Source organism: Nocardioides ginsengisegetis (genome assembly GCF_014138045.1).
GTDB lineage: Bacteria > Actinomycetota > Actinomycetes > Propionibacteriales > Nocardioidaceae > Nocardioides > Nocardioides ginsengisegetis.
The window spans coordinates 3,365,889-3,391,388 of the sequence record NZ_JACGXA010000001.1 but is presented as its reverse complement, the minus strand read 5'-3'; the positions used below and the strand labels follow the sequence as shown (position 1 = coordinate 3,391,388).

The following is a 25,500-nucleotide window of genomic DNA, read 5'->3' as shown; positions in this document are numbered from 1 at the left end:
TCCCGGCGTGCTGGGCCCTCCACCTGACCCTGACAGGAGTCCTAAGGACTTCCATCCCTTCAATCTGCCAAAGGCAGGACGATGACGATTGCTGACGACTGCATGACTGGCCGCGTGGGCTTCATCGGCCTTGGAGACATCGGAAAACCGATGGCCGGGCAGCTGGTGAAGTGGCCCGGTGGCCTGAGTGTGTTCGACGTCGTGTCCAGTCCTGTCGAGGAACTCGTCGCCAAGGGGGCCAGGGCGGCTCAGTCAGTCGCCGAGCTGGCGGCCGAGTGCTCGGTCATCTGCATCATGGTCCGCACCGACGACCAGGTGATCGACGTGATGGGGGAGATCTTCGGGGCGGCCAGGCCGGGCACGGTCATCGCTGTGCACTCGACGATCTCCTCGACCTTCCGGCACGGCTGGAGGACCTGGCGGCTCGTCATGACATGTTGTTCGCCGACGCACCTGTCAGCGGAGGGGCGATGGGTGCCGAGGCCGGCACGCTTGCGATCTTGTTCGGAGGCAGCGAGGCGGCCTTCACCGCGATCGAACAGCCGTTTCGGCTGATGGGCTCTGAGCTCGTGCACTGCGGCCCGGTCGGGAAGGGGACGGCGTTCAAGCTGGCTCGCAACATGCTCCACTTCATCTCCTACACCGCGACCGACGAGGCTCTCCGGCTGGCGGAAGCTGCCAGCCTGAGCCTGCAGGACCTGGGGCGTGTGGTCCGACACACCGATGCGATCACCGGAGGTGCCGGGGCGGTTATGCATCGCGACAACGCACGAAACCTGACCGAGGATGACCCCTGGTGGGACATCTTCCAACTGCCGCTCGGACTCGCCGGCAAGGACCTCGGTCACGCCCTGGAGATGGCCGAAAGGCTCGGCGTGGACGTGCCGATGGCGCGGTATGCACAGGCGAATATTGGTGCTGCTTTGGGCTACCCGACCGGGTACCGGGCTCCCGACGCGAAGCCGGACCGGGTCGGATGAGGGTCGGGCTTCGATCCGGTCTGCCGACTAGTCCAGTGCCCCCGTGATCACGTCTTCGCCGAACGCGGCAATGTCTTCCAGAGCCTGCTTGAAATTCACCTTGTCGTAGGGCACGGACGTCCAAGTGACCCCGGCCTCGACGAGCTCGGCCACGTGAGTGTGCTTCTGGTCCATCGAGTCGGTCGCCTTCAGCATCCTGATGCCGGGTGCAGCGACGTCCAGGGATTCCGGATCGCGCCCAAGCGAGTCCATGTGCTCCTTGATCTCGCCGATCTGACGGGTGAAGTGGGCAAGGTCGGGGATCGGCGCTGTGCGTGACACCTTCCCCGAGATGGACCCGCCCAGGGTCAGCGGCGCCCAGCCGTTGCCCCACTGCGCTACTCGGTCTCGCACGACCTTGGCATTGCCACCGAGCCACAAGGGAGGGTGGGGAGCCTGGATCGGGGGTGGCGACATGGTGACGCCGAGGGCCTTGAAGTGGCTGCCCTCGTGGTGGAACTCGTGCGGCGAGGCGAGCAGTCCGCGAACGACTTCCATCGCTTCGTCGAAGAGTCCGTTGCGCTGATCCATGTCAACGCCGAGGGCGGCGAACTCCGAGCGGAGGTAGCCGGTGCCGAGGGTGAACGTCGCGCGGCCACCCGAGACCACGTCGACCGTGGTCATGGCCTTGGCCAGCAGGAAGGGGTTCCGGTACGGCACCACAGTCAGGTAGGTCATCAACCGGATCGTGTCGGTGCAGGCCGCGAAGAAGCTGAGCCCCGCGAACGGGTCCAAGGTGTCGTGCCCCCCGGCATCGAGCCACTTGCGTGAGGGTGCCGGGTGATCGGTGAGCGCGATCGCACCGACGCCGGCCGCCTCGCAGGTCTGGGCGAACAGCTTCATGTTGGCCGGATCCAGCCAGGCCCCGTTGTCGACGTCGGCGAGCTGGTAGTCGAGGTAGTAGCGCATCAGTCCACCTGGTGGGTGTCGGCGTTGACGGTGGGGAGCCTCTGGGGCAGATCGACATAGCCGCGGCGCTCGGCGATCCGCCAGACGCCGCTCTCGCGGCGGAGCTGGTCGACGTGGCGCCCGAGCGAGGTCAGTCGCGGCTTTCCGTCGGGGTCGCGCTGGATGACCGTCCACATCACCTCGGACGTCGCCCGGTCGCCATCGATCTCGACCCGAGGGCTGCTGATCACGTGGTACGACGACCCGACCCGGTTGGCGAGCACCTTGCCCATCAGCGCGCGGATGTTGTCCCGGCCCTGAGTGCGTCCCAGGGGTCCGAGCATCACCTCGCCGTCCTCGGTGAAGAGCGCGGCGTAGGCGTTGATGTCGCCGCTATCGAGGTGTCGGCCGTAGTCGACGAAGAGCTGGTGGATCGCGTCCCGGTCCTCGAGGCGCTTCAGTCGTTCTTCCAGGCTGGTCATGCGGTTGCCTCCGGTTCGGTTGCGAGCAGGGAGATGACGTCGAGGTCGCGGATCGCCGCGCAGCCGCGCTCGATCGTCGTCAGAAGCAGACGAAGGCCGCGCCGACGCCGGCGAACGTCGGGAGGAGAGCGCCGCGGTGCTGCGTCGATGTCGCGGCTACCTGCCCTGCCACACCGGCTCGCGCTTCTCGGCGAAAGCCCAGGGCCCTTCGGCTGCGTCCGCGCTCGCGAAGAGCGCGCCGATCTCGGCCTCGTTGGCGGCCCACATCGCGGCCTCGCCGGCGGGCTCGCCGTCGATGAGGCGGTAGGCGAGCCGCTTGCTGGCCTGAACGGCGAGCGGAGCGTTCTTGGCGATCTGCGCAGCCAGGGCCAGTGCGCAGGACAGCGCCTCGCCGTCCGGGACGACCCGGTTGACCAAGCCCCAACGCGCGGCGTCCTGGGCAGACATCGGCTCGCCGGTCAGCAAGAGCTCGAGCGCAATCTTGTGGGGGATCGCCTGGGTGATCCGGAAGACGCCGCCACCGCCGGCGATCAGGCCGCGCTTGACCTCGGGCAGCCCGAAGCTGGCGCTCTCGACGGCGACGATCAGGTCACAGGCCAGGGCGAGCTCGCTGCCACCGCCGAGCGCTTTGCCGTTGACCGCCGCGATCGTCGGCTTGCTGGTGAAGTGCCGGGCGAACCCGGCGAAGGAGTACTTCGCCATCTCCGGTGGGATCCGCAGGGTTCCGGTGGAGAGCGCCCTGAGGTCGAGGCCGGCGGAGAAGGCCAGGTCCCCGGCACCGGTGAGCACGATAGCCCGGACCTCGGGGTCGTCCTGGGCCTTCTCCAACGCGTCGCCGATCAGGAACCACACGTCGCCGTCGACGGCGTTTCGGGCCTCAGGCCGGTTGATGGTCAGGATCAGCACGTGGTCGCGGTTCTCGATCACGACCTTCGACGTGTCGATCTCAGCCAAGATCTTCGGGGCCGTCTCGGTCACGGCGTGTCTCCGTTCGTCTGGGGGTGCTGGATCATCTGGTCGCGCAGTTGGCCCTTGAGGAGCTTCCCGGTCTCGGTCCGGGGCAGGACGTCGGTGAACTCGAACCTCCGCGGGCACTTGTAACGGGCGATGCTGGCTTCGCACCAAGCGCTCAGCTCCGCAGCGAACTCGGGTCCCGCGTCGTTCGGGTCGACGAGCTGGACGATGCCGACGGCGATCTCGCCGAGCTCGTCGTCGGGGAGCCCGATCACTGCCGCGTCGTATACCCGGGGGTGGTCGATCAGCCGGTTCTCGGACTCTTGCGGGTAGATGTTGACCCCGCCGGTGATGATCATGAAGTTCGCGCGGTCCGTGAGGTAGAGGAAGCCGTCCTCGTCGAAGCGGCCGATGTCCCCGACGCTGCGCCAGCCCTGCACGCTGGTGGTGGAGGCGTTCTTGCCCGCGTCGTTGACGTAGCTGAACTCGACCCCCTCGGCCCAGATCATGCCCGGCTCACCGATCGGCAGCTCGTTGCCGATCGGGTCGCAGATGTGCAACGGGCCCAGGACAGACCGGCCGACCGAGCCCGGGTGGGTGAGCCAGTCCGCGGAGTTGATGAAGGTGAACCCGGCTCCTTCGGAGGAAGACCAGTACTCGTTCACGATCGGACCCCACCAGTCGATCATCTGCCGCTTGATGTCGATAGGGCATGGGGCTGCTGCATGCACCACTCCCTGCAAGCTGCTCACGTCGTGGGCGAGCCGTTCCTGCTCCGGCAGCTTCAGCATCCGCGTGAACATCGTCGGCACGAACTGGCCGTGGGTGACGCGGTGCTTCTCGATCGCGGCGAGGGCGCCGACCGGGTCGAACTTTTCCATCAGCACGACCGTGGCGCCCATGCGCAGCATCGACATCGTCCAGTAGAACGGGGCTGTGTGGTACAGCGGCGCGGGGGAGAGGTACGTCGAGCTGCCGTCGGCGCCGATCAGTGAAAGCAGGAAGGTCTTCATGTCCTCGGCAGGGGTCTTCGGCGCCGCGATCATCGCGCGCTTGATCCCCTTGGGACGACCGGTCGTGCCGGACGAGTACTGCAGCAGGTCCCCCTCGAGCTCGGTGTCCGCGACGAAGATGGGGGCGTCGGCAAGCACGTCCTCGATCGGCGTCCAACCGGGAAGAGGGTCTCCGCGCAAGATCCGGTGCCGGATCGCGGGCGTGCCGGATGGGTCCAGGGTGCGGGTCGAGGCGACCTTGGTCGAGGCGATCAGGGCAATCGCGCCGGAGTCGTTGAGGATGTAGTCGACCTCGTCGGCCACCAGGCTGGTGTTCAGCACGACATGGTAGAGCGCGGCGAGACGACAGGCCCACGCGATCTCCAGGAACGCCGGCGAGTTCTCCGACAGGATCGCGACCACGTCGCCCTCCGCCAGTCCCAGCTCGCGCAGGGCGCCGGCCAGCCGGGCCGCCCGTTCGGCCAGCTCGGCATAGGTCACCGTCTCGCCGTTGGTGCAGATGATCGCGGGGCGGTCCGGGTCGGTACCGGAAGTGGGGATCGCCTGGAGTGCGGCTGCCCCGGGGCCTGCCACGGTGTCAACACTCTCGCTCATCGGGTGCCCACCTTCACCGGCAGGCGCTCGACGCCGTTGATGAAGGTCGACCCCACGTACGTCGGGTCGCCGTCGAGCTGTAGGTCGGGGAACCGGACCAGCAGCTCGGTCAGCATCGTCGAGATCTGCAACCGGGCCAGCCGGGTGCCCAGGCAGAAGTGCGGGCCGATGCCGAAGCCCAGGTGCGGGTTCGGGTCGCGGTCCAGGTCGAGCTCGTGTGGGTCGATAAAGACCTGCGGATCCCGGTTGGCGGCGCCGTACCAGAGGACGACCTTGTCACCGGCACGGACGTGTTGGCCGCCGAGAATCACGTCGCGGGTGGCGGTTCGCCGGAAGCACATGACCGGGCTCACGAACCGGATCAGCTCGTCGGTGACGGTCTGGTCGATGCTGCGGGTGCCGGCCGCGACATCGGTGGCCAGCCCCTTCCAGAGGCCGCGCTTGAGCAGGGCGATGATGCCGCCGGACAGCGAGTTCCGGGTGGTCTCGTTGCCGGCCACGATGAGTAGCAGCCAGAACATGCAGAACTCATCGACGGTGAGACGCTCACCGTCGATCTCGGCGGTGGCCAGGCCGGAGACGACGTCGTTACGCGGGTTGGCCCGACGCTCCTCGAAGATCCTGGCGCCGTAGTCGTGTACGGCCCCCAAGGTCAGCGCGGCGGCCATCAGGTTCTCCTCGGTCGGGTCGGACGCCTCGCTGGAGATCAAGGCGTCGGACCACTCCGGGATCAGGTGCCAGTCCTCCTCGGGCATGCCGAGCAGCACCGCCAGCACGCGGGTGGGCAGCTCCTTGGCGACCGTCTCGACGAGGTCGACCGTGGCACCCCCGGCGCCGGCCACGGCCACCGCGTCTGCCAGCTCGCGGGTGTTCGCGGCGACTGCCTCGGTCATCAGGTCGATCGACCTCGGGGTGAACGATGGGACCAGCAGTCGGCGCAGCCGGGTCTGGTCCGGCGGATCCATGAACAGCAGCATCAGCCGCATGCCGGCGAGCATCATCTCGTCCATGTTGACCACGGAGATACCGCCGAGGTACGACGAGTAGGCGACCGGATCCTTGGAGACCTCGCTCACGACGTCGTGACTGGTGGCCATCCAGAACCCAGGCGAGGGAGGGGTCTCGGCGCCGCTCTGCGCGGTGAGCGTGTTCTGCTCCGGCGGAGCCTCGTCGTGCCAGACCAGGCCGCCGCCTGTGCGGACGGCATCGAACGCGGCGTGCGGCGGGCCGCTGCGGAAGTTGGTCGCCGCGGTGAAGTCGACGTCGCTGAAGTCAGCCGCGCGCAGGGCGTGCTCCGGGACCGTCTGGGGTTGCGTGATGCTGAGGTCCAGGTCTGAGGTCAGGGCGCTGATCGAGCCGGTCGCTGCGGTGTCCAAGGTCATTCCATCTCCGGTGGCCACGGCGGCCGAGCCGCCAGTTTGATGCGCTGCCGGACCAAGGCTCCGGGCGCGTTGAGCGCGAACGCAGAACTCTGTGCGCCGCGGGATCCCGCGACAGCCACGAACTTCTCGGATGTGTCGAGGACGGGACGGACCTCGTCCTTGGGCTCGGGGAGACCGGCTACCTGCACCTTGTGCCCGAACTGGTCGGACCACACATAGGGGATCGCGTCCGCGGCGACAGGGTTGCCCGTCAGTGTGGCCGCCACGGCGTCAGCATGCTCCCCGGCCGAGGTCCAGTTCTCGCACCGGATCGAGCGTTGGTAGCCGGGGTGGGTCCAGCGGGCGACGTCGCCGACGGCGTACACCCCGGGTGCCGCGGCCAGGAACGCGTCGCAGACGACGCCGTCGGCGACCGTGAGCCCGGATCCGTCTAGCCACGTGGTGTTCGGTGTGGCGCCGATGCCGATGACCAGGAGGTCGGTGGGCAGGACGGTGCCGTCCGAGAGGGTTGCTGCTTCGACGCGGTCGGTCCCGTGCACGGTCGCGATCGAGGTGCCGAGGCGGAGCCGCACGCCGGCGTCGGCTGCGATCCGGGTCATTCGGGCGCCGAGCACGGCGCCGAGACCGCGTTCCATCAGGACGGGGGCGACGTCGACCACGGTCACGTCGAGTCCGAGGTCCCGTGCGCTCGATGCGACCTCGGCACCCACGAAGCCGCCCCCGAGGACGACGACGCGGGGATCGAGCTCGAAGGCACTCCGGAGTGCCGCGGCGTCGGCAAGGCTGCGCAGGAGGTGGATGCCGTCCAGGTGGGGCAGGTCGTTGGGACGACGGGCGGCCGCGCCGGTGGCGATGACCAGGTCGTCGAAGCCGACCCGGTCATCGCCGACAAGCACGGTGCGGCGGGCCAGGTCGAGGCCGTGGGCTGCCGCACCGAGGCGGAGGTCGACCTCGAGCGCGGCGAGGTCCGCTGCGGTGGTGAGGGCGACGTCGGCGGGCCCTGCCTTGCCGAGGAGCACGTCCTTGGACAGCGGCGGACGGTCGTAGGGGAGCTCGGGTTCGTCGCCGATCAGGGTGATCGGGCCGTCGTGCCCGAGGCGACGCAGGCCCTCGACGGTGCGCAGCCCGGCCAGGGAGGCGCCGACGACCGCGACATGGCGTGAGCCCACGGGCCTGCCTCCTGCCGGGTCGATGCGGACGAGAACCTGGATTCGGGCCGTTCTCAATTACGATGTTCGTGAGATGGTAATCGTATTCTCCATTTTCGCAAGTACACATTCGTAGGTGATCGCTGTCAAGGAGAGAAGACGTTGCCCGAGCCCCTGACCGGACGTGCGACCGCAGCGGACACGGCGCAGGCGCGCGCCCTCTTCGTGCGCGTCGGGGAGCTCGTGAGACCCACTGAGCTGGCGCGTGGCCCGTGGCGTCCTGACGCCCTGCACGGAGGCGCGGTCGCGGCACTGCTTGCCAGTGCGCTCGAGGTCCCGGGTCGGACCCCCGTGCGGGTCACCTTCGACCTACTCAGGTCCGTGCCGTACGCGCCGCTGCGTCTCGTGGTGACACTCCCCGAGGGAGGAGAGCGCGTGGTCAGGCAGACCGTGAGCCTGCTCAGCGGGAACGTCGAGGTGGCCACGGCCCAGGCGCTGGCGATCCGCCAGGTCAATCTCAAGCTCCCGAGCCGGCCGGAGCCTCCCGACCCCTTCGCCGGAGCGCCCGTCCCGGATCTGACCCACACCCGACCGAAGGTGGCCGAGATGGTGGGCTGGACCTGCTTCGACAGCGACGCCATCAGTGCTCGCACCCTCTCCGCCGAGCTCCCGGGTAACGCGAAAGGCATCTACATCAAGCTCTTGGTTCCGGTGATCGCCGGAGAGCCCACACGCTCGATCTCGCGGGCGGCTGCCGCAGCCGACTACGCCTCGAGCAGCCTCGCCGGGAGGATGGACTTCGACTCCTGGAGCTTCATGAACGCCGACTTGACCCTCCACCTGTCTCGGATCCCGGCTGATGACTGGATCGGACTTGCCGCGACCGGTGTCATCGACCCGAACGGCAGTGGGCTGAGCGTCGCCGAGCTGTTCGACCCGAAAGGGCGGCTCGGACAGTCGATCCAGTCGCTGGTCGTCGAGGCGCGCACCCGGGTGGGGTGAGCTCCGCGCCGCGCGACGCTCGCATCCGCCTTGGCGCGCCACACGGGCCTAGCAGATTCTCGAAACACAAGATGACCGGTACCATTCACCTGGTTGTTCATTCTCGCCTGTCAGGGCGCTACGCCAGTCCGGACGACCGCCCAGGAGGTAGCGATGGCCAAGGCCACAGAACAGACCAGTACGACCATCGATAGCGAAGGGTCCTGGCGCGACCGTGCCCTGGAGCGGTCGCTCGCCACGGCAAAGGCCAAGGCGGTCTCGCGGAGTGACCGGTTCATCGCGACCGCGATGGAGATCCTCGAGGAGACCGGCCGAAGCGACTTCACCGTCCAAGAGCTCGTCGATCGGTCACGCACGTCGCTGCGGTCCTTCTACCAATACTTCTCCGGCAAGGACGAGCTGCTGCTCGCCCTGCTCGAGGAGTCGATCGCGCAGTCCGTCGCCGCCTGGCGCGAACGGGTCGACGGCCAGGACACGCTCACGGCCCTCAAGACCGTGGTCACCAGCATCTACGGTGGCGCGAAGGACGGAGCCGGTGTCACCGGCGCGAGTGGTCTCAACCGCGGGCTGGCGCCGTACCACGTCGGACTCGCCGACAGTCACCACGCGGACTACCAGCGTGCAGTCGCGCCGATGGCGCGGCTCATCCACGAGCTCATCAACCGCGGGGTCGAGGAGGGCGTCATTCGCACCGACCTGCCCGCGGACAAGCTGACCGCGGTGTTCATCCAGGCAGTCATCGGCGCGGCACTGTTCACCGCGCTGTCGAACACGGAGGCTGACCGCAAGGCAGACGCCGACGCAATGTGGGAGTTCTGCCGGCTCGGGCTGGTCGGCGCCGAGAAGTAGCCGCGCCTGGGAGACGAATCGACCGGCCCGACCAGTGCGCTCGGGCCGGTCGAATGTCTGTCAGCCCTTGGGGCCGAAACGCAGCCCGCCGTCGATCCGGATGGTCTCGCCGTTGAGGTAGTCGTTGTCGATGATGGACAGCGCCAGCTTGGCGTACTCGACCGCGCGGCCCATGCGCTTGGGGAACTGCACGCCCTGTGCGAACCGCTCGGCGGCCTGCTCCTCGGTCATGAAGTCGCCGAAGGCGGGCGTGTAGAAGGTTCCCGGCGCGATGCAGTTCACCCGGATCCCGGCGACCGCGAGGTCGCGCGCAGCCGCGATGGTCATGCCGACGACACCGCCCTTGGCGGCGGCGTAGGGGACCTGGCCGATCTGGCCCTCGAACGCGGCAATACTCGCCGTGGTGATGATGACGCCGCGGCCGCTCTCGCCGACGGGCTCGTTCCTGGCCGTCTGCTCCGCGGCCAGACGCATCACGTTGTAGGTGCCGATCAGGTAGAAGTCCAGCGTCTGCCGGAACCCGTCGAGCCCCAGGGCCGAACCGTCCTTGCCGACGAGCCGTCCGGCGAGAACGGGGCCGCCATGCGGGGTAAGCGTGACGCGGAGCGGGGCCATCTCTTGTGCGGCTGCGATGGCTGCGCGGACGTCCTCCTCCTTGCGCACATCGGTCTTCACGTAGACGACGTTGTCGCCGCCCAGCTCCTCGACGATCGCTGCACCCTTGTCGTCGGACACGTCCGCGACGACCACCTTCGCGCCGGCTTTGACGAGGTGTCGGGTGGTCTCGCCGCCGAAGCCGCCACCGCCTCCGGTGACGAGTGCGCTTGCGCCTTGCAGATTCATGGATCCTCCTAGTCAGGAACTGAGAACTCGATTACCATATCTGGAAATTGCATTCGCATGTGGACTCGGATCCACCCCAGTTCAGGAGATCTCGATGACCGAAGCAGTGATCGTTGCCGGAGCCCGCACCGCCATCGGGACGGCGTACAAGGGGTCGCTGGTCAATGTCAGTGCCTTCGAGCTGGCCGAGGCCGTCGTCAATGAGCTGGTCGCCCGGGCGGGGCTTGCCGGGGACGAGATCGACGACCTGGTGCTCGCCGAGAATCTGTACGGCGGCGGCGTCATCGGTCGGCACGTCGCGGTCTCGGCCGGGCTGACCTCCGTGCCGGGTCTGTCCCTGAACCGGCACTGCGCTGCGGGTCTGAGCTCAGTCAGCGTGGCGGCGGCGAACATCATGGCCGGGATGCAGCAGACGGTGATCGCCGGCGGCACGAACTCGCAGTCCACGGCGCCTCGTGCCAGTTGGCGCGACCCGGCCACGGGCCAGGAGCACAAGTACTGGATCTCGCCGTCGCACCCGAACACGCCGAGCGCGCCGAACATGGACATGGGCATCACCGTCGGTCACAACACGGCTGTCGAGGCCGGCCTGACCCGCCTCGACATGGACGAGTGGGCCTTCGAGTCGCATCGCAAGGCCCTCGTCGCCATCGCCGCGGGCAGCTTCGTCGGAGAGATCGTGCCGCTCAAGGTCGACCGCGGCGCTGACGGGACCGCTCTCTTCGAGGTCGACGAGCACCCACGGGCCAGCACCATGGAGAAGCTCGCCTCGCTCAGGGTCCTCCACCCCGAGATCGACGGCTTCGAGGTCACTGCGGGGAGCTCGGCCGGCCTGAACGATGCCGCGGCGGGGCTGGTGCTGATGTCGGCGGAGAGGGCAGCCGAGCGTGGCCTGAAGCCGCTGGCCGTGGTCAGGAGCTGGGCCAGCGTGGGAGTGGCACCGGAACGCACCGGGCTGGCTCCGATCGAAGCCATCCCGAAGGCCCTCGCGCTCGCGGGCGGTCGAGCAGTCTCCGATGTCGACCTCTGGGAGATCAACGAGGCCTTCGCGTCGGTGCCGATCGCGGCCACCCGCGCACTGGGGATCGACCCGTTGCTCGTCAACCCGGTCGGCAGTGGATGCAGCCTCGGGCACCCGATCTCGGCCAGCGGCGCCCGGATGGTCGTGAGCCTGGTCAACGAGCTCGGCCGTCGCGGCGGTGGCACCGGTGTCGCTGCGATGTGTGCCGGCGGGGGCATGGGTCAGGCGCTCGTCCTCGAGGTGGCAGGTTCCTGATGACTGAAACGGTCGTCAACGACGTCCTCGCCGGGATCAAGGTCCTCGAGGTGGCGGCCTGGACCTTCGTGCCGGCCGCAGGGGCGGTCCTCGCCGAGTGGGGCGCGGAGGTGGTCAAGGTCGAGCCGCGCGACGGCGGTGACCCGCAGCGCGGGCTGGTCTCCTCGGGTTTGATCCCGTCGGGTCCGGGTGGGGTCAACTACATCATCGAGGTGCCCAACCGCGGCAAGAAGTCGATCGGCATCGATCTCTCCACGACCGGTGGGCGCGAGGTGCTCTACGAGCTCGCGAAGACGGCGGACGTCTTCCTCACCAACTACCTGCCGTCAGCGCGGGCCAAGCTCGGCATCGACCTTGCGGACCTGCGCAGGGCGAACCCGGACATCATCTACGTCCGCGGCTCGGCGCACGGCCCCAAGGGCGAGGACGCGGACAGCCCCGGGTACGACGGTGTCTCCTACTGGTCGCGTGGTGGCATCGCCTACGCGCTCAGTGGTGCCGACGCCGAGCCGGTCGGAGCCCGGCCGGCGTTCGGTGACGTGATGGGCGGTCTCACCATCGCCGGCGGTGTCGCGGCGGCACTGTTCAAGCGTCAGCGCACCGGTGAGACCTCGGTCATCGACGTGTCTCTGCTCGGCCTCGCGGCCTGGAACCTCGGCCCGGACGTGACCAGTGCCCGGATCTTCGGCCGTAACCCGGAGCCGACCAAGGACCGTCGCAAGATGCCCAACCCGCTGGTCGGCAACTACCGGACGGCCGACGGCCGCTGGATCACCTTGATGATGCTGCAGCAGGCTCGGTACTGGCCCGAGGTGCTGACGCTGCTCGGGCTCGAGGAGCTCCTGGGAGACCCCGAGCTCGCCGACGACATCGGCCGGTACAAGAAGCGTGGGGAGGTCATCGACCGGATCGACGAGGCGTTCGCGTCCCGACCGCTCGCGGAGTGGGTGAAGATCCTCAAGCCGCTGTCGGGTGCCTGGAGCGTGCTGCAGACCCCGATCGAGCTGCACGACGACTCGGCTGTGATCGCCAACGGCTACATCACGCTGGTCACCACCCAGAACGGCACCGAGTTCGGGATGCCCGTCAACCCGGTCCAGTTCGACGAGGTTCAGGTCCGGGCGACCGGTGCGCCCGAGCACGGGCAGCACACCGAGGAGCTCCTGCTCGAGGCGGGCGTCGAGTGGGACGACATCGAGAGGTACAAGAAGGACGGTTCGATCCTGTGAGTGGGACGAGCGCGCTCGAGTTCGATCCGTTCTCGGACACCTTCTTCGTCGACCCCTACCCGACGTACAAGAGGATGCGAGACGAGGCGCCTGTCTACTACAACGCTGACCTCGACTTCTACGCGCTCACCCGGTACGAGGACGTCTCGGTCGGGCAGCGCGACTTCGAGACCTACTCCTCGGCGTACGGCATCGAGCTGGCTGGGGTGAAGTCGGGCCGGAAGAACCGCTTTCCGATGATCATCATGATGGACCCTCCGGAGCACCGCCGGATGCGGTCGCTGGTCAACCGCGTCTTCACCCCACGCGCGATCATGGCGCTGGAGCCGATGGTGCGTCGGATCATCGGGGACCACCTGGCGCAGTGCGATCCCGCGCAGGGGTTCGACGCGGTCGCCGACTTCGCGGGCCCGTTCCCGGTCGAGGTCATCAGCGAGATGCTGGGCGTCCCGCCGGACGGGCGACAGCAGATCCGGCACTGGCTGGACATCTTCCTGCACCGCAACCCGGGCGAGCAGACCATGCCTCCCGCGGGGGTTGAGGCGATGGCGGAGATGGGTGCCTACTTCTTCGGCCTGATCGGCAGCAAGCGCGCGAACCCGGCCGACGACATGATCTCGGACCTGATCCGGGCCGAGATTGTCCGCGAGGAGGACGGCGGGCTGACCACGCTCGACGACGTCGAGATCGCCGGGTTCCTGACCCTGCTAGGCGGCGCCGGTGCCGAAACGGTCACCAAGCAGGTGGGCAACGCCGTGGTCGCGTTCGCAGACCATCCCGAGCAGTGGGCAGAGCTGCAGGCAGATCGCACCAAGATTCCCGCCGCCGTCGAGGAGGTCCTGCGCTATCTGGCGCCCTCGCACTACAACGTGCGGCGCTCCCAGAAGGAGCACACGCTGCACGGCGTCACGATCCCGGAGGGCGCCGCTGTGATGATGATTGTCGCCTCGGCGAACCGCGACGAGCGGGTGTTCTCCGATGCCGACCGCTTCGACATCAACCGCGCCGGTGACGACGCCCAGAACATCGGCTTCGGCTTCGGTATCCACAGCTGCCTGGGTGCCGCGCTCGCTCGGCTGGAGACCCGGGTCGCCCTGGAACTGCTGCTGGACCTCCTGCCGACCTATGACATCGACCGGACGGCGCTCGAGCGGGTGGCGATGACGAACGTCGCCGGCTACGCCAGGGTTCCGGTCCTTCCGCAGAGCTGAGGACGAACACGCATGAATGGTCTTGAGATCACCACCGGCATGGACGTCGTCCTGTTGCTGTTCCGCGGGGCCCTCGGCATTGTGATGTTCCTGCACGGGTACAACCATCTGTGGGGACCTGGGGGCCTGGAGGGCACCGCGCGCTGGTTCGGTGGGCTCGGCTTCCGTCCGGCCAAGCTGCACGCCTTCCTCAGCGGGGTCGTCGAGCTGGCCATCGCCGTCGGCCTGGTCTTCGGCTTCCTGTTTCCTCTGTCCTGCGCCGCGCTGATCGGGGTGATGGTGGCAGCCGGGTGGACCGATCACCGCCCGAACGGGTTCTTCATGTTCCGCAACGGCTACGAGTACGTGCTCGTCTTCGGCCTCACCGCGGTGGCGCTCGCGGCGATCGGGCCCGGCAGCCTATCGTTCGACAGTGCGATCGGGCTCGTCGACTACGGCGACCCGGCCGACCCGGGTCTGCTCGGGCTCCCCGGTGCCCTGATTGCCGGGACCGTCGGTGTCGCGAGCGGGGCACTGCTCCTGGTCTTCGGCTGGCGTGAGGTGCCGAAGACCGATCCGGTCGACGCAACCATGGAGGCATCATGACCATCCGCGTAGTGCAGTGGGCGACCGGACCGGTCGGCCGGCATGCCGTCGCCGCCCTCGTCGATCACCCGGACCTGGAGCTGGTCGGCGCCTTTGTCTACGACGAGGCCAAGGTCGGCCGCGACCTTGGGGAGATCTGCGGCCTCGATCCCATCGGGGTGATCGCGACCAGGGATCGGGAAGCGATCCTCGCGCTCGACGCGGACTGTGTGCTCTACCTGGCGCAGGGCGAGGCCGACCCGCTCGGCGCACTCGCCGACATCTGTCCGTTGCTCGCGTCGGGCAAGAACGTCATCTCCACCGCTGTTACGCCGCTGATCTACCCGGCCGCGATGGGCGAGGAGATCGTCCAGCAGCTCGAGGACGCGTGTGCGACCGGCGGGACCAGCTTCCACGCCACCGGCATCGAGCCAGGGTGGGCCTCCGAGGTGCTGCCGTTGGCGATGTCCGGACTGCTGCGCTCGGTGGACTCGCTGACGGTGCAGGAGATCATCGACTACTCGACGTACAACAACGCCTTCATGCTCTTCGACGTGATGGGGTTCGGGCATGCGCCGGACTCGACTGACTACTTCGCGCACGACCCGTCCATGCTGGGGTCGGTCTTCAAGGCGCCGATCATGCTGGTCGCCGAAGCACTAGGCGCGACGATCGAGGACTGGGTCTTCGACCGAGAGGTCTGGCTGGCGCCGGACGCCTTCGATATCGACGCAGGCCGACTCGAGGCCGGCACCACGGCGGCGCTGCGCTTCGGCGCCTCCGCGATCATCGATGGTCGTCGGGCGCTCACCGTCGAGCACATCACCCGGCTCCGCCCCGATGCTGCACCGGAGTGGCCCGACCAACGGGGCTGGCGGGTGACGGTCGAAGGGGTGCCTTCGATGCGGGTGGAGGCGAAGGTTGCGATCAACGGCGAGAACGAGAACGACCAGGCCTGCCTCGGCACCGCCATGCACGCCGTCCACGCGATCGCGCCGGTGTGCGCCGCCGCCCCTGGGATCCGCACGTTCCTCGACCTGCCGAACGTGCTCGGACGGCACGTCCTCACCCGGTTGAACACGTCCGCCGTCCGGGGAGTCCGACCGTGAAGGTGATCGTCGACTTCGACGTCTGCGAGAGCAACGCCGTCTGCATGCAGGTCGCACCCGACGTCTTCGAAGTCCGCGACGACGACTTCCTCTACGTGCTGGTCGACGAGATCGGACCCGACGAGGAATCTGCCGTCTCTGAGGCCGCCCGACGCTGCCCACGCCAGGCCATAACACTCCGAACCTGAAACCCTCACCCACAGGAAGGCCGTAGTCGTGGACCTGCGACCCACCACCGAGCAGCAGGAGATCGTGAGCGTCTTCGCCGACGTGTACCGCGATCACTGCTCACCGACCGCCGTGCAGGCCGCCGAGGCCGGCCCGGTCCCCGGTCATGACGCCGGGCTCTGGCGCCGGATCGTCGAGCTCGGTGCCGTCGAGATGGCCCTCCCGGACGACGACGGCGAGGCCGTCGCTTCGCTTCTTGACCTGGCCCTGGTTGCCGAGCAGCACGGGCGATTCGTCGCGCCGACCCCGGTGATCGAGGTCCAGGTCGCCACCCGACTGCTGGTTCGAGCCGGTGCCTACGAAGCCGACCGGACCGCGACCATCGCGGTCCGAGCAGCGCGTCGTGGCCGGGCAGCGCGTCGTGGCCGGGCAGAGCTGGTCCCCGGCGGAACTGTGGTCGACGACGCGGTGGTCCTGGTGGGTGACCGGCTGCTGGTCGTCCCGCTCGAGGGTCGCCGGACTGCGGTCTCGAACCTGGGCTCGATGCCCCTGGCCGATGTCGACCTGACCGGCGACGAGCGCGAGCTCGTCACCGGCCCGGAGGCCGTCGCGCTGTTCGAGCACGCGGTCGACGAGTGGCGGGCACTGACCGCCGCCGCCCTGGCCGGGCTCTCCCAGCGGGTGCTGGAGATCGGCGTCGAGTACGTCAAGGAGCGCAAGGCATTCGGTCAGCCCGTCGGCCAGTTCCAGTCTGTCCAGCACCGGCTCGCGGACCGGGCGACCGAGAGCGACGGCGCCGAGCTGCTGGCCCGCGAGGCCGCCTGGTCGGCGGAGTTCGAGCCGAACCGGTTCCGCTCGCTCGCCGCAATGGCCCTGGCCTTCGCCGCCGAGACCGCGATCGCGACCAGCCACGACGCGCTGCACTTCCACGGTGGCTACGGGTTCATGCTCGAGTACCCCGCGCAGCTCTACTACCGCCGGGCCCGTTCCTGGGCTGCCGTGCTGGAGAGCCCGGCCGACGGCTACCGCCGGGTCGCCGGCGAGCACCTGCGGGCTACCGAGGAAGGAGCGGCCTGATGGACTTCCGACTGGGTGAGAGGAGCGAGCTCTTCCGCAAGGAGGTGACCGAGTTCCTCGACGAGGTGCTCACCCCCGAGGTCCTCGAGCGGTGCCACCGCACCGGCGTCAACCACGACCCCGCCTTCTCCCAGGCGGTCAGGGAGAAGGGCTGGCTGGCCCTGGGCTGGCCGGTCGAGCACGGCGGTCAGGGCAGGGACCCGATCGAGGTCCTCGCGTACAGCGAGGAGACCCAGCGTCGCAATGCTCCGGTCTACGGCATCAGCACCACGATGATGGTCGCCAGCGTGATCAACCAGGTGGGCACCGAGGCGCAGAAGGCCGAGATCCTGCCGCGCGCCTTCCGCGCCGACGTCGTGATCGCGCTCGGGTTCACCGAGCCGGAGAACGGATCGGACGCCGCGGCGGCCGCGACCAGGGCAGTGCGCGACGGCGCGGGTTGGCGGATCACCGGGTCGAAGATGTTCACCACCAACGCGCACATCGCCGACTACGTCTTCATGCTCGCGCGCACCGACCCGGACGTCCCCAAGCACCAGGGGTTGACCACGTTCCTGCTGCCGTTGGACCAGGAGGGTGTCGAGGTCAACGCCGTGCACACCATCTCCGGGGAGCGCACCAACGTCACCTTCTACAACGACGTGTACGTCGACGACGCCTGGCGGATCGGCGAGGTCAACGGGGGCTGGCGGGTGATGAGCGTGGCCTTCGCCTCCGAGCACTCCGCGTCCTTCAGCGGTGAGCAGGCCCGGTTGCTCGACGCGTTCACCGCGTGGGCACGGACGACCACCCGTGAGGACGGCGCGGCGAAGACCGCGGACAGCGCGGTCGCTGAGCGGATGGGCCGTACGGTCACCGAGCTCGAGGTCTCCAGGCTGCTTGCTCGTCGAGGGGCCTGGTACAAGGCGACCGGGGCGAGGGAGCTGCACTCCCGGGGTCCGATGTCGAAGCTGTTCAGCACTGAGCGGCTGCAGACCCAGGCCGACGCGACCCTGCAGCTCATCGGACCGGACGCGCTCCGCGCCTGGGGCGATCCGACCACGCTGGAGGGCGGCACCATCGAGCACATGGTGCGGCACGCCAAAGGCACCACCATCTACGCCGGCACCTCCGAGATCCAGCGGAACATCATCGCCCAGCACGCCCTGGGCCTGCCCCGCGGCTGACGCCCTACCACGTCAAGGAGCGCATCATGAGTGACGACCTCGTCCTGTACGACGTCAGCGACCGCATCGCGACGATCACGTTGAACCGGCCCGACGTCGCGAACGCGCAGAACTTTGCGCTCCTCGACGAGCTCGACGCTGCCTGGACCCGCGCGGCCGAAGACGACGACGTCAAGGTGATCGTGCTCCGTGGCAACGGCAAGCACTTCTCGTCCGGTCACGACATCGCCGCGGCCGAGGCCCGCAAGGACGGACAGGAGCGGGCGACGCTGCCCTCCGGCCTGACCACCTCGGTCGAACGGATCTACAAGGTCGAGTCGCAGCGTTACATCGGCTACTCGCTGAAGTGGCGCAACATCCCGAAGCCGTCGATCGCGGCGGTGCAGGGTGTGTGCATCGCCGGCGGGCTGCTGCTCGCTTGGCCCTGCGACCTGATCATCGCCTCCGAGGACGCGAAGTTCTCCGACCCGGTGATCACCATGGGCATCGGCGGTGTCGAGTACCACGGTCACACCTGGGAGCTGGGCGCGCGCCTGGCCAAGGAGATCCTGTTCACCGCACGCTCGATCTCCGCCGCCGAGGCGAAGTCTGTCGGAATGGTCAACCGGGTCGTCCCGCGTCAGGACCTCGACTCGACAACGCGCGACCTGGCGCTGACGATCGCTATGCAGGACGCGTTCGCCCTGAGGATGGCCAAGCGTGCGGTCAACCACACCCTGGACGTCCAGGGGTTCACCACGGCCGTCCAGGCTGTCTTCGACCAGCACTCGCTGGCCCACGGCAACGCCCTCAGCGTTGGTGGTTGGCCGGTCATGGTGGACCTGGAGAAGATGAAGGCTGCTCAAGCTGCTCGCGAGGGAAGGAAGGGCTAGTCGGCCCAAGGTGCGGCTTGGCCATCCCGGCCCTTCCTTCACCTTCTCAGCGGGCGCGGGTCAGCGAAGAATCGTGGTGGCGCCGCCATCGACCAGCAGGTCGGTTCCGGTGACGAAGGACGCAGCGTCGCTGAGGAGGAACGCGACAGCCTCGGCGATCTCCGCGGGAGACGCCGTTCGTCCCAGCGGGCTCTCGCTGACAAGGCTTTGGATCAAGGCTGCGTCGGGGCCGGCAGCCTCGCTCCGGCCCATCTCGGTGTCCACGACGCCTGGACTGACGCTGTTGATGCGTGCTCCGCGCTTTGCCCAGGCTCCGGCAGCGGCCTGGACCCGAAGCTGATTGCCGCGCTTGGCGAAGCCGTAGGCGACCTGGCTGCTGTCCAGGTCCGTGAACAGGTCAAGGCCAGCCAGGTCTTCGGGCGCTGATGTCGCGAGCGCGGTCTCCTGCGGGGCGGTCAGGTTGGACGCAAACATCGTTCCCGCCATGCTGGCGACGACGACGCCGGCTCCGCCCGGAGTGACGACGGCGCCCGCTACTTCGAGGAACAGGGCAGTGCCCACGAGGTCAACGTCGAGGATGGCTTCGACCGATGCCTGAACCGGGGACACCCCGGCGGCGAGCACCACCGCGCTGACGGTTCCGATCGCGGCGGCGGACCGTGCGACCTCGGCAATCGATGCTCGACTGGTGATGTCGACCTGCATGGCGACCGAGTCGCAGGCGAGAGAGTTCGCGACCGCCCTGGCTCGGTCGAGGTCGAAGTCAGCGACCACGACGGTCGTGCCTGGTGCGGCCAGTCGTGCCGCGACGGCAGCTCCGATACCGCCTGCGCCTAAGACGGCGGCGACCCGTGAGGTCAGGTTCTCGGTCATGTGGTTCGTCCTTCTGTGGTTGCGTCGGGGTCCGGAAGTCCGAGAGAATGTGCTTCTCAACTAGTGTAAGTCTGGTTGCCGAAAATGGGCAGACGCCGATATTCTGAATTCATGACGACGCTGGAGCAGGTGGGCGAAGCCCGATTGATGATCGACGGCGAGCTCCGGGGGAGCGGTTCGGGGGCCGTGTTCGAGAACGTCAACCCGGCTACCGAGGAGGTGCTCGGCGTCGTTGCCGACGCGACCGCGGCCGACATGGACGAGGCTATCGCGGCTGCCCGGCGTGCCTTCGACGCCGAGGTCTGGTCCACCGATCTCGACCTTCGGCTCCGATGCCTGCGACAGCTGCAGACAGCCCTGGAGGAGGAGAAGGAGCTCCTCCGCGCCGAGCTGATCGCCGAGGTCGGCGCACCGATCGCGCTCACCTACGGGCCTCAGCTCGAATCGCCACTGGCCGACTCGCTGCTGTGGCCGATCGGGCGCGCGGCCGACTACCCCTGGGAGCGGCGGATCGCGGACGGACGCGCGTTCGGCAAGTCCAAGAGGATCGTCGCGAAGGTCCCGGTCGGGGTGGTGGGCGCGATCGCTCCCTGGAACTACCCGTTCGAGATCGCTCTGGGCAAGCTCGGTGCCGCGCTGGCCACCGGTAACACGCTGATCCTCAAGCCGGCCCCGGACACCCCGTGGAACGCGACCCGGATCGGTCGGCTGATCGCAGAGCGCACCGACATCCCGGCAGGTGTGGTCAACGTGGTCACCTCCTCCGATCACGCACGAGGCGAGCAGCTCGTCACCGACCCTCGGGTCGACATGATCTCGTTCACCGGCTCGACCGCCACCGGACGTCGGATCATGGCTCAGGGGGCCGCCTCCCTGAAGAGGCTCTTCCTCGAGCTCGGCGGCAAGTCCGCCCAGATCTACCTCGATGACTCGGACCTCGAGAGCGCGCTCGCCGTCGCGGCGTTCAGCGTCTGTGCCCACGCCGGTCAGGGCTGCGCGATGCCGACCCGGATGCTGCTGCCGCGCTCGCGTTACGACGAAGGGCTGGAGATCGTCACGCAGGCGTTCCGCGACCTGAAGTACGGCGACCCGACCGACTTCGACAATCTCCAGGGTCCGCAGATCAGCCGGGTTCAGCGCGACAAGATCCTCGGGATGATCGAGCAGGGTGTGGCAGAGGGAGCACGCCTGGTCCTCGGTGGTGGCAGGCCGGCGCACCTGGAGACGGGCTGGTACGTCGAGCCCACCGTGTTCGCCGACGTCGACAACTCGATGTCGATCGCCAGGGATGAGATCTTCGGGCCCGTCCTCTCCGTCATCCCCTTCGACGACGACGAGGACGCCGTCCGGATCGCGAACGACAGCGAGTACGGCCTCTCCGGGATGGTGTCGTCCGGCGACCTCGACCGCGCGCTCGCCGTGGCGAGCCGGGTCCGCAGCGGCACGATGACTGTCAACGGCGGCCAGTGGTACGGCGCGGATGCACCCTTCGGTGGTTTCAAGGCCAGCGGCGTCGGTCGCCAGAACGGCGACGAAGGTCTCGAGCAGTACCTGGAGACCCGCACGATCGGAATGCCCCTTGACTGACCAGCCGGCGCACCGCCGCCCGGTCCCAGAGCTGTCTCCGTGGAACCGCCCGTTCTGGACCGGCGGCAGGGACGGAGAGCTCCGGCTCCCGCACTGCGAGCCGTGCGACGTCCTGACCCATCCGTCCCAGGTGGTCTGCCGGTCGTGCCTCGGGGACCTGACCGAATGGGTGGCGGTCGACGGCGCCGGCACCGTCATCGGCGTGACCGTCAACCACCAGATGTTCATGCACCGCTTCGAGCCCCCGCCGTACGTGATCGCCGTCGTTGCCCTGGACGCGGCACCCGGGGTGCGGCTGACGACCAACCTGGTGGCCCCGGACGGGTCGACCTGCGCGCAGGACGAGACCCGGGTCGGTCAGCGGGTGTCGGTCCAGTTCGTCGAGCAGGACGACGTGTTCTTCCCGGTCTTTGCGCCTATCGACGAACCCCACGCCCGGACCGCTGACCTGGTCCCCCTGCCGCGGGTGGAGACCCGTCCACCGGCGTCGAGCCGTCGTTTCGAGCACGACGTCGTCGTCAGCGGCATCGGCATCTCTCAGGTCGGCCGCCGGCTGGGCCGCAACCCGCTCAGCCTCACCATCGAGGCGTGCCGGGCCGCCGTCGAGGACGCGGGGTTGGAGCTGGCCGACATCGACGGCCTCTCCACCTACCCCGGCGCCGCCGCGAGTGGAGGCATCTCCGAGGGCGGCATCGGCGTGGTCGAGGAGGCCCTCGGCCTGCGCCCGGTCTGGCACAACGGTGCGATGGAAACGCCCGGTCAGGCGGGCTCGATCCAGGCAGCGATGCTGGCGGTCTCCACCGGGCTCGCCCGGCACGTGCTCTGCTTCCGGACCGTCTGGGAGGCGACCCACTCCGACCTGCTTCGCACCGGAGGTCTCTCGCTGCCGAAGGGCGGGTTGGCGTCCGGCTTCTTCCAGTGGCGGGCGCCGTACGGCGCGGCCAGCGCGGCGAACTGGATCGCGATGATGGCCTCGCAGTACTTCGACCGCTACGGCGTCGGGCGCGAGACTCTGGGTTGGATCGCCCTGAACGCGCGGAAGAACGCGGCCCTCAACCCATACGCGGTCTACCGGGACCCGATCACCATGGACGACTACCTGGGCGCGCGGATGATCAGCACTCCGTTCGGGCTCTACGACTGCGACGTACCGTGCGACTCCTCCGTCGCCGTGATCATCTCCGCAGCCGAGACCGCCAGCGACCTGCGCGTGACGCCGGTCCGCGTCGACTCCGTCGGGACCCAGATGAGCGAGCGGCCCTCGTGGGACCAGGAGACGTTCACGCACCTGAGTGGGGTCTTCGGCCCCGCGGCGCACCTGTGGACACGCACCGACCTGCGACCCGCAGATGTCGACGTGGCCTTGCTCTACGACGGCTTCAGCTTCAACTGCCTGTCCTGGCTCGAGGCGCTCGGGTTCTGCGGAATCGGTGAGGCGAAGGACTTCCTCGACGGTGGCAGCCGGATCGCGCTGGACGGTGAGCTCCCGCTGAACCCGCACGGCGGCCAGCTCTCCGCCGGCCGGACGCACGGGTACGGCTTCTTCCACGAGGCGGTCACCCAGCTCCGCGGCGACGGCGGCGAGCGCCAGGTCGACGGTGCCCGCGTGGCCGTGGCCGCCATCGGCGGCGGCGTCCCCGGCGGCTGCTTCCTGCTCCGTACCGACTCGTAGAAGAGGACAATCATGGAGAACGCGAAGGGTCTCGTGTACGACGCGAGCGTCAGCGACCCCGCGGACTGGGCCGCCCTGGAGACCGAGCTCGACGCGGTCTTCCGGTTGACCCAACAGGCAGTCTTGGCCGGGGAGCCGATCGTGTACGTCGTCCACGAGCCGTCCATCTGGGGTCACGCCACCCCGCTGCGCTCGGCGCTCGCGACCGCGCTGATGGGCGGGATGCGCAGCGCCGCCGTCGAGGGTGCCAGGGCCGGCCTGGCGGCGAATGTGATCGCCACTGACGACGACGTCGATCCGACCAGGCTCGCGGACGCGATCGAGTTCCTGCTGACCTCCGGGCTGACCGGCCAGCTGCTCACCTGCGGAACCACTCACCTCGGAAGGCCAGCCGCATGAGTACCCCCGACCAATGCTCGCTTCGCTGCGGTTTGCCCCTGGACCCCGCATGAGTGCCGTCCGCACGGCCGTGGTGACGGGAGCCGCGCGCGGTATCGGTGCTGGGATCGCCGCCAAATTCGCGCGGAGCGGCTGGCACGTGGTGCTCGCCGATCTCTCCCCGGAGGTGGTCGAGACGGCCTCGGCCATCGCGGCGGAGACCGGCGCGGCCACCACCGGAGTCGTCAGCGACGTGAGCTCGCCTGACGGCGCGGCTGCGATCCTGGCTGCGGTCACCGAGATCGGAGACTTCCGGGCCCTGGTCAACAACGCGGGCATCACCCGGGACGCCATGATCAAGAAGATGACCCCCGAGGCCTTCACCGCCACCAACCGGGTCAACCTCGGCGGGCCGATCCGCCTGAACGCCGCCCTGGCCGAGCACCTGGCGGACGGCGGCACCATCGTGAACATCAGCTCCAAGTCCTCCCAGGGCAACGTGGGCCAGTTCAACTACGCCCTCTCGAAAGCCGGGCTGCTCGGCTACACCCGCGCGCTCGCCATCGAGCTGGCACCGCGGATCCGGGTAAACGCGATCTCGCCAGGTTTCATCGCCACCGAGATGACCGATGCGATTCCGGACGAGCTCCGCAACAACATCCTGGCCAGGATCCCGTTGGCCCGGCCGGGCCAGCCGAGCGAGATCGCCGACGTCGCGCTCTGGCTCTGCTCGGAGGCTTCCAGCTACGTGACCGGCCAGGTGCTGGGCGTGTGTGGCGGCAGGACCTACGCCCCGTGACTCCCGACCAGGCGGTCGCCCGCGAAGCGATCCGCTACACCCAGTCGGCCTACCACCTGGCCGGTGACCGAGGCCGGGTCGACGAACTGGTGCTGACCTTCACCGAAGACGGCGTACTGGAGCTCTCGGCCGGCACGTTCGTCGGGCGAGAGGCAATCGCCGAGCGGCTGGGTCGGGTCGGTGGCGACCAGCCCGCGCTGCCGCCCGGCGTACGGCCGTTCCTGCACCACCACCTGACGAGCTCGCACCTCGAGTTCCTCAGCGACGTCGAGGCCACCGGTGCCAGCTACTTCCTGGTGATGAGCCCAGTCGGGGTCGACCACTGCGGTCGGTACGCGGACACCTACGTGCGGGTGGGGGACCGCTGGCTGATTGCGCACCGCACGGCGACCGTCAGCTGGGCGGCGCCGGACAGCATCGTGGGTGCGAAGGCAGCGGCCGGAGCATGATGCGAAGACTCAGCTCCGCCGGGAGCTGGCCTAGAAGAAGTCTGAGCCGCCGTCCACGTTGATCGTGGCGCCGGTGACGTAGCCGTTGCGCCGCGAGACCAGATATGTCGTCAGCGAGGCGACCTCCTCGGGAAGACCGGCGCGGCCCAGGGAGGCGGACTCGCCGAACTTGTCCCTGATCCAGGTCATGACGTCGATCGGGTCGGTCGCGTCCAAGCCGTCGGCGGCGAGCCAGGGAGCGAGGCTCTCCGTGAAGCTGGCCGAGACGATGGTTCCTGGGCAGACGCAGTTGACCAGGATTCCGGCCGCGCCGAGCTCCTTGGCAAGCGTCTTGGTGATGCTCGCGGTCGCCGACTTCGACGCCGTGTAGGCGATGGTGCGGTTGTTGGGCCGCCGGATCGAGGAGGCCGCGAACGTCACGATGCGGCCCCACTCGGCGGCGCGCAGCAGCGGCAGCGCGGCCCGGACCGCCCGGACCGTGCCCATCGTGCCGAGGTTCAGGGTCTCCGCCCAGGCGTCGTCGTCGAGGTTCTCGAAGGCGCCGCCCTTCGGACCGATCGTGTGGACCAGGACGTTGAGCTCGTCCCAGCGTTGGGCGACCTCGGCGAAGCTGGCCGTGATCGAGCCTGCGTCGGCGAAGTCGGTGACGACGCCGAACGAGTCGGTGCTCCCGGCAGCGTGCAGGGCAGCGACGCTGGCGTTGATCGCCTCCTGCCCGCGGGCCATCACAGCGACGCTGGCGCCCTCGGCGGCGAGCGTCTCGGCGACCGCACGCCCTATCCCCTTCGAGCCGCCGGTGACGACTGCCCGGGCGCCGAACAGACCGAATTCCATCCTCGCTTCTCCATTCTGGTAATGATACTGTCAACTTTCGGTAATGATACTCCCAGAGAATC

27 protein-coding genes are annotated in these 25,500 nt (G+C 68.6%); 18 read left to right on the top strand and 9 right to left on the bottom strand.

What is annotated here, in order from left to right:
* The first annotated feature begins 81 nt into the window (after window positions 1–81).
* Complete coding sequence (locus FB382_RS23125) at window positions 82–555, top strand: NAD(P)-binding domain-containing protein (protein ID WP_220481393.1); 474 nt, start codon at window positions 82–84, stop codon at window positions 553–555.
* Window positions 438–980, top strand: coding sequence for an NAD-binding protein (locus FB382_RS21845; protein WP_425490135.1), 543 nt, complete (start codon window positions 438–440; stop codon window positions 978–980). The genes FB382_RS23125 and FB382_RS21845 overlap by 118 nt, the downstream gene beginning before the upstream one ends.
* Before the next feature lie 27 nt (window positions 981–1,007).
* Here FB382_RS21845 and FB382_RS16340 read toward each other — a convergent pair whose 3' ends face one another.
* From FB382_RS16340 to FB382_RS16315, 6 genes are all read right to left on the bottom strand, one after another.
* A complete protein-coding gene (locus FB382_RS16340) occupies window positions 1,008–1,928 on the bottom strand; it encodes a TIGR03619 family F420-dependent LLM class oxidoreductase (protein ID WP_182540796.1) in 921 nt (306 codons plus the stop codon).
* Window positions 1,928–2,389 (bottom strand): nuclear transport factor 2 family protein, encoded by a 462-nt coding sequence (locus FB382_RS16335; RefSeq protein ID WP_182540795.1) that lies wholly within the window; start codon window positions 2,387–2,389, stop codon window positions 1,928–1,930. Before FB382_RS16335 ends, FB382_RS16340 begins: the two co-directional genes overlap by 1 nt.
* Before the next feature lie 156 nt (window positions 2,390–2,545).
* A complete protein-coding gene (locus tag FB382_RS16330) occupies window positions 2,546–3,367 on the bottom strand; it encodes a crotonase/enoyl-CoA hydratase family protein (protein ID WP_343055639.1) in 822 nt (273 codons plus the stop codon).
* Complete coding sequence (locus FB382_RS16325) at window positions 3,364–4,950, bottom strand: AMP-binding protein (RefSeq protein ID WP_182540794.1); 1,587 nt, start codon at window positions 4,948–4,950, stop codon at window positions 3,364–3,366. Before FB382_RS16325 ends, FB382_RS16330 begins: the two co-directional genes overlap by 4 nt.
* Window positions 4,947–6,332: a cytochrome P450 gene (locus FB382_RS16320; protein ID WP_182540793.1), complete on the bottom strand. Its 1,386-nt coding sequence runs from the start codon at window positions 6,330–6,332 to the stop codon at window positions 4,947–4,949. The genes FB382_RS16325 and FB382_RS16320 overlap by 4 nt, the downstream gene beginning before the upstream one ends.
* Window positions 6,329–7,501 (bottom strand): FAD-dependent oxidoreductase, encoded by a 1,173-nt coding sequence (locus FB382_RS16315; RefSeq protein WP_182540792.1) that lies wholly within the window; start codon window positions 7,499–7,501, stop codon window positions 6,329–6,331. Before FB382_RS16315 ends, FB382_RS16320 begins: the two co-directional genes overlap by 4 nt.
* Window positions 7,502–7,705: 204 nt before the next feature.
* Between FB382_RS16315 and FB382_RS16310 the strand changes: the two genes are divergently transcribed.
* Window positions 7,706–8,482 (top strand): acyl-CoA thioesterase domain-containing protein, encoded by a 777-nt coding sequence (locus FB382_RS16310; protein ID WP_182540791.1) that lies wholly within the window; start codon window positions 7,706–7,708, stop codon window positions 8,480–8,482.
* Window positions 8,483–8,635: 153 nt separating this feature from the next.
* A complete protein-coding gene (locus FB382_RS16305) occupies window positions 8,636–9,331 on the top strand; it encodes a TetR/AcrR family transcriptional regulator (protein WP_182540790.1) in 696 nt (231 codons plus the stop codon).
* A gap of 60 nt (window positions 9,332–9,391) precedes the next feature.
* On the opposite strand, the gene FB382_RS16300 is transcribed toward FB382_RS16305, so the two are convergent.
* Entirely contained in the window at window positions 9,392–10,174 is a 783-nt protein-coding gene (locus FB382_RS16300) for an SDR family NAD(P)-dependent oxidoreductase (RefSeq protein ID WP_182540789.1), read from the bottom strand.
* Window positions 10,175–10,268: 94 nt separating this feature from the next.
* Between FB382_RS16300 and FB382_RS16295 the strand changes: the two genes are divergently transcribed.
* From FB382_RS16295 to FB382_RS16255, 9 genes are read left to right on the top strand one after another with little or no spacing between them, the layout of a single operon-like run.
* Window positions 10,269–11,450, top strand: coding sequence for a thiolase family protein (locus FB382_RS16295; RefSeq protein WP_182540788.1), 1,182 nt, complete (start codon window positions 10,269–10,271; stop codon window positions 11,448–11,450).
* The gene (locus FB382_RS16290) at window positions 11,450–12,679 is read left to right on the top strand and encodes a CaiB/BaiF CoA transferase family protein (RefSeq protein ID WP_182540787.1); all 1,230 of its coding nucleotides are present in this window, start codon (window positions 11,450–11,452) and stop codon (window positions 12,677–12,679) included. The genes FB382_RS16295 and FB382_RS16290 overlap by 1 nt, the downstream gene beginning before the upstream one ends.
* Entirely contained in the window at window positions 12,676–13,890 is a 1,215-nt protein-coding gene (locus FB382_RS22960; protein ID WP_220481391.1) for a cytochrome P450, read from the top strand. The genes FB382_RS16290 and FB382_RS22960 overlap by 4 nt, the downstream gene beginning before the upstream one ends.
* Before the next feature lie 39 nt (window positions 13,891–13,929).
* Window positions 13,930–14,475, top strand: coding sequence for a DoxX family protein (locus FB382_RS16280; protein WP_182540786.1), 546 nt, complete (start codon window positions 13,930–13,932; stop codon window positions 14,473–14,475).
* On the top strand, window positions 14,472–15,563 hold the full coding sequence (locus tag FB382_RS16275) for an NAD(P)H-dependent amine dehydrogenase family protein (RefSeq protein WP_182540785.1): 1,092 nt from the start codon (window positions 14,472–14,474) through the stop codon (window positions 15,561–15,563). Before FB382_RS16280 ends, FB382_RS16275 begins: the two co-directional genes overlap by 4 nt.
* Window positions 15,560–15,751 carry a ferredoxin gene (locus FB382_RS16270; RefSeq protein WP_182540784.1) on the top strand — a complete coding sequence of 64 codons (192 nt, stop codon included), beginning with the start codon at window positions 15,560–15,562 and terminating at the stop codon, window positions 15,749–15,751. Before FB382_RS16275 ends, FB382_RS16270 begins: the two co-directional genes overlap by 4 nt.
* Window positions 15,752–15,779: 28 nt before the next feature.
* Entirely contained in the window at window positions 15,780–16,808 is a 1,029-nt protein-coding gene (locus FB382_RS16265) for an acyl-CoA dehydrogenase family protein (protein ID WP_182540783.1), read from the top strand.
* Window positions 16,808–17,974 (top strand): acyl-CoA dehydrogenase family protein, encoded by a 1,167-nt coding sequence (locus FB382_RS16260; RefSeq protein WP_182540782.1) that lies wholly within the window; start codon window positions 16,808–16,810, stop codon window positions 17,972–17,974. Before FB382_RS16265 ends, FB382_RS16260 begins: the two co-directional genes overlap by 1 nt.
* A gap of 26 nt (window positions 17,975–18,000) precedes the next feature.
* Window positions 18,001–18,846, top strand: coding sequence for an enoyl-CoA hydratase (locus FB382_RS16255; RefSeq protein WP_182540781.1), 846 nt, complete (start codon window positions 18,001–18,003; stop codon window positions 18,844–18,846).
* 60 nt (window positions 18,847–18,906) lie between these two features.
* On the opposite strand, the gene FB382_RS16250 is transcribed toward FB382_RS16255, so the two are convergent.
* Complete coding sequence (locus FB382_RS16250) at window positions 18,907–19,719, bottom strand: SDR family oxidoreductase (RefSeq protein WP_182540780.1); 813 nt, start codon at window positions 19,717–19,719, stop codon at window positions 18,907–18,909.
* A 111-nt stretch (window positions 19,720–19,830) separates the two neighbouring features.
* Here FB382_RS16250 and FB382_RS16245 point away from each other — a divergent pair, with 111 nt between their 5' ends.
* Genes FB382_RS16245 through FB382_RS16225 form a run of 5 tightly spaced genes read left to right on the top strand, consistent with a single transcriptional unit; the run spans window position 19,831 to window position 24,604 of the window.
* Entirely contained in the window at window positions 19,831–21,306 is a 1,476-nt protein-coding gene (locus FB382_RS16245; RefSeq protein WP_182540779.1) for an aldehyde dehydrogenase family protein, read from the top strand.
* The gene (locus tag FB382_RS16240) at window positions 21,299–22,978 is read left to right on the top strand and encodes a thiolase C-terminal domain-containing protein (RefSeq protein WP_246377218.1); all 1,680 of its coding nucleotides are present in this window, start codon (window positions 21,299–21,301) and stop codon (window positions 22,976–22,978) included. Before FB382_RS16245 ends, FB382_RS16240 begins: the two co-directional genes overlap by 8 nt.
* Window positions 22,979–22,990: 12 nt before the next feature.
* On the top strand, window positions 22,991–23,377 hold the full coding sequence (locus FB382_RS16235; protein WP_182540777.1) for a hypothetical protein: 387 nt from the start codon (window positions 22,991–22,993) through the stop codon (window positions 23,375–23,377).
* Between the two features lie 13 nt (window positions 23,378–23,390).
* A complete protein-coding gene (locus tag FB382_RS16230) occupies window positions 23,391–24,155 on the top strand; it encodes an SDR family oxidoreductase (RefSeq protein WP_220481390.1) in 765 nt (254 codons plus the stop codon).
* Window positions 24,152–24,604 (top strand): nuclear transport factor 2 family protein, encoded by a 453-nt coding sequence (locus tag FB382_RS16225; RefSeq protein ID WP_182540776.1) that lies wholly within the window; start codon window positions 24,152–24,154, stop codon window positions 24,602–24,604. Before FB382_RS16230 ends, FB382_RS16225 begins: the two co-directional genes overlap by 4 nt.
* A gap of 30 nt (window positions 24,605–24,634) precedes the next feature.
* On the opposite strand, the gene FB382_RS16220 is transcribed toward FB382_RS16225, so the two are convergent.
* Window positions 24,635–25,438: an SDR family NAD(P)-dependent oxidoreductase gene (locus FB382_RS16220; protein WP_182540775.1), complete on the bottom strand. Its 804-nt coding sequence runs from the start codon at window positions 25,436–25,438 to the stop codon at window positions 24,635–24,637.
* Window positions 25,439–25,500 lie beyond the last annotated feature (62 nt).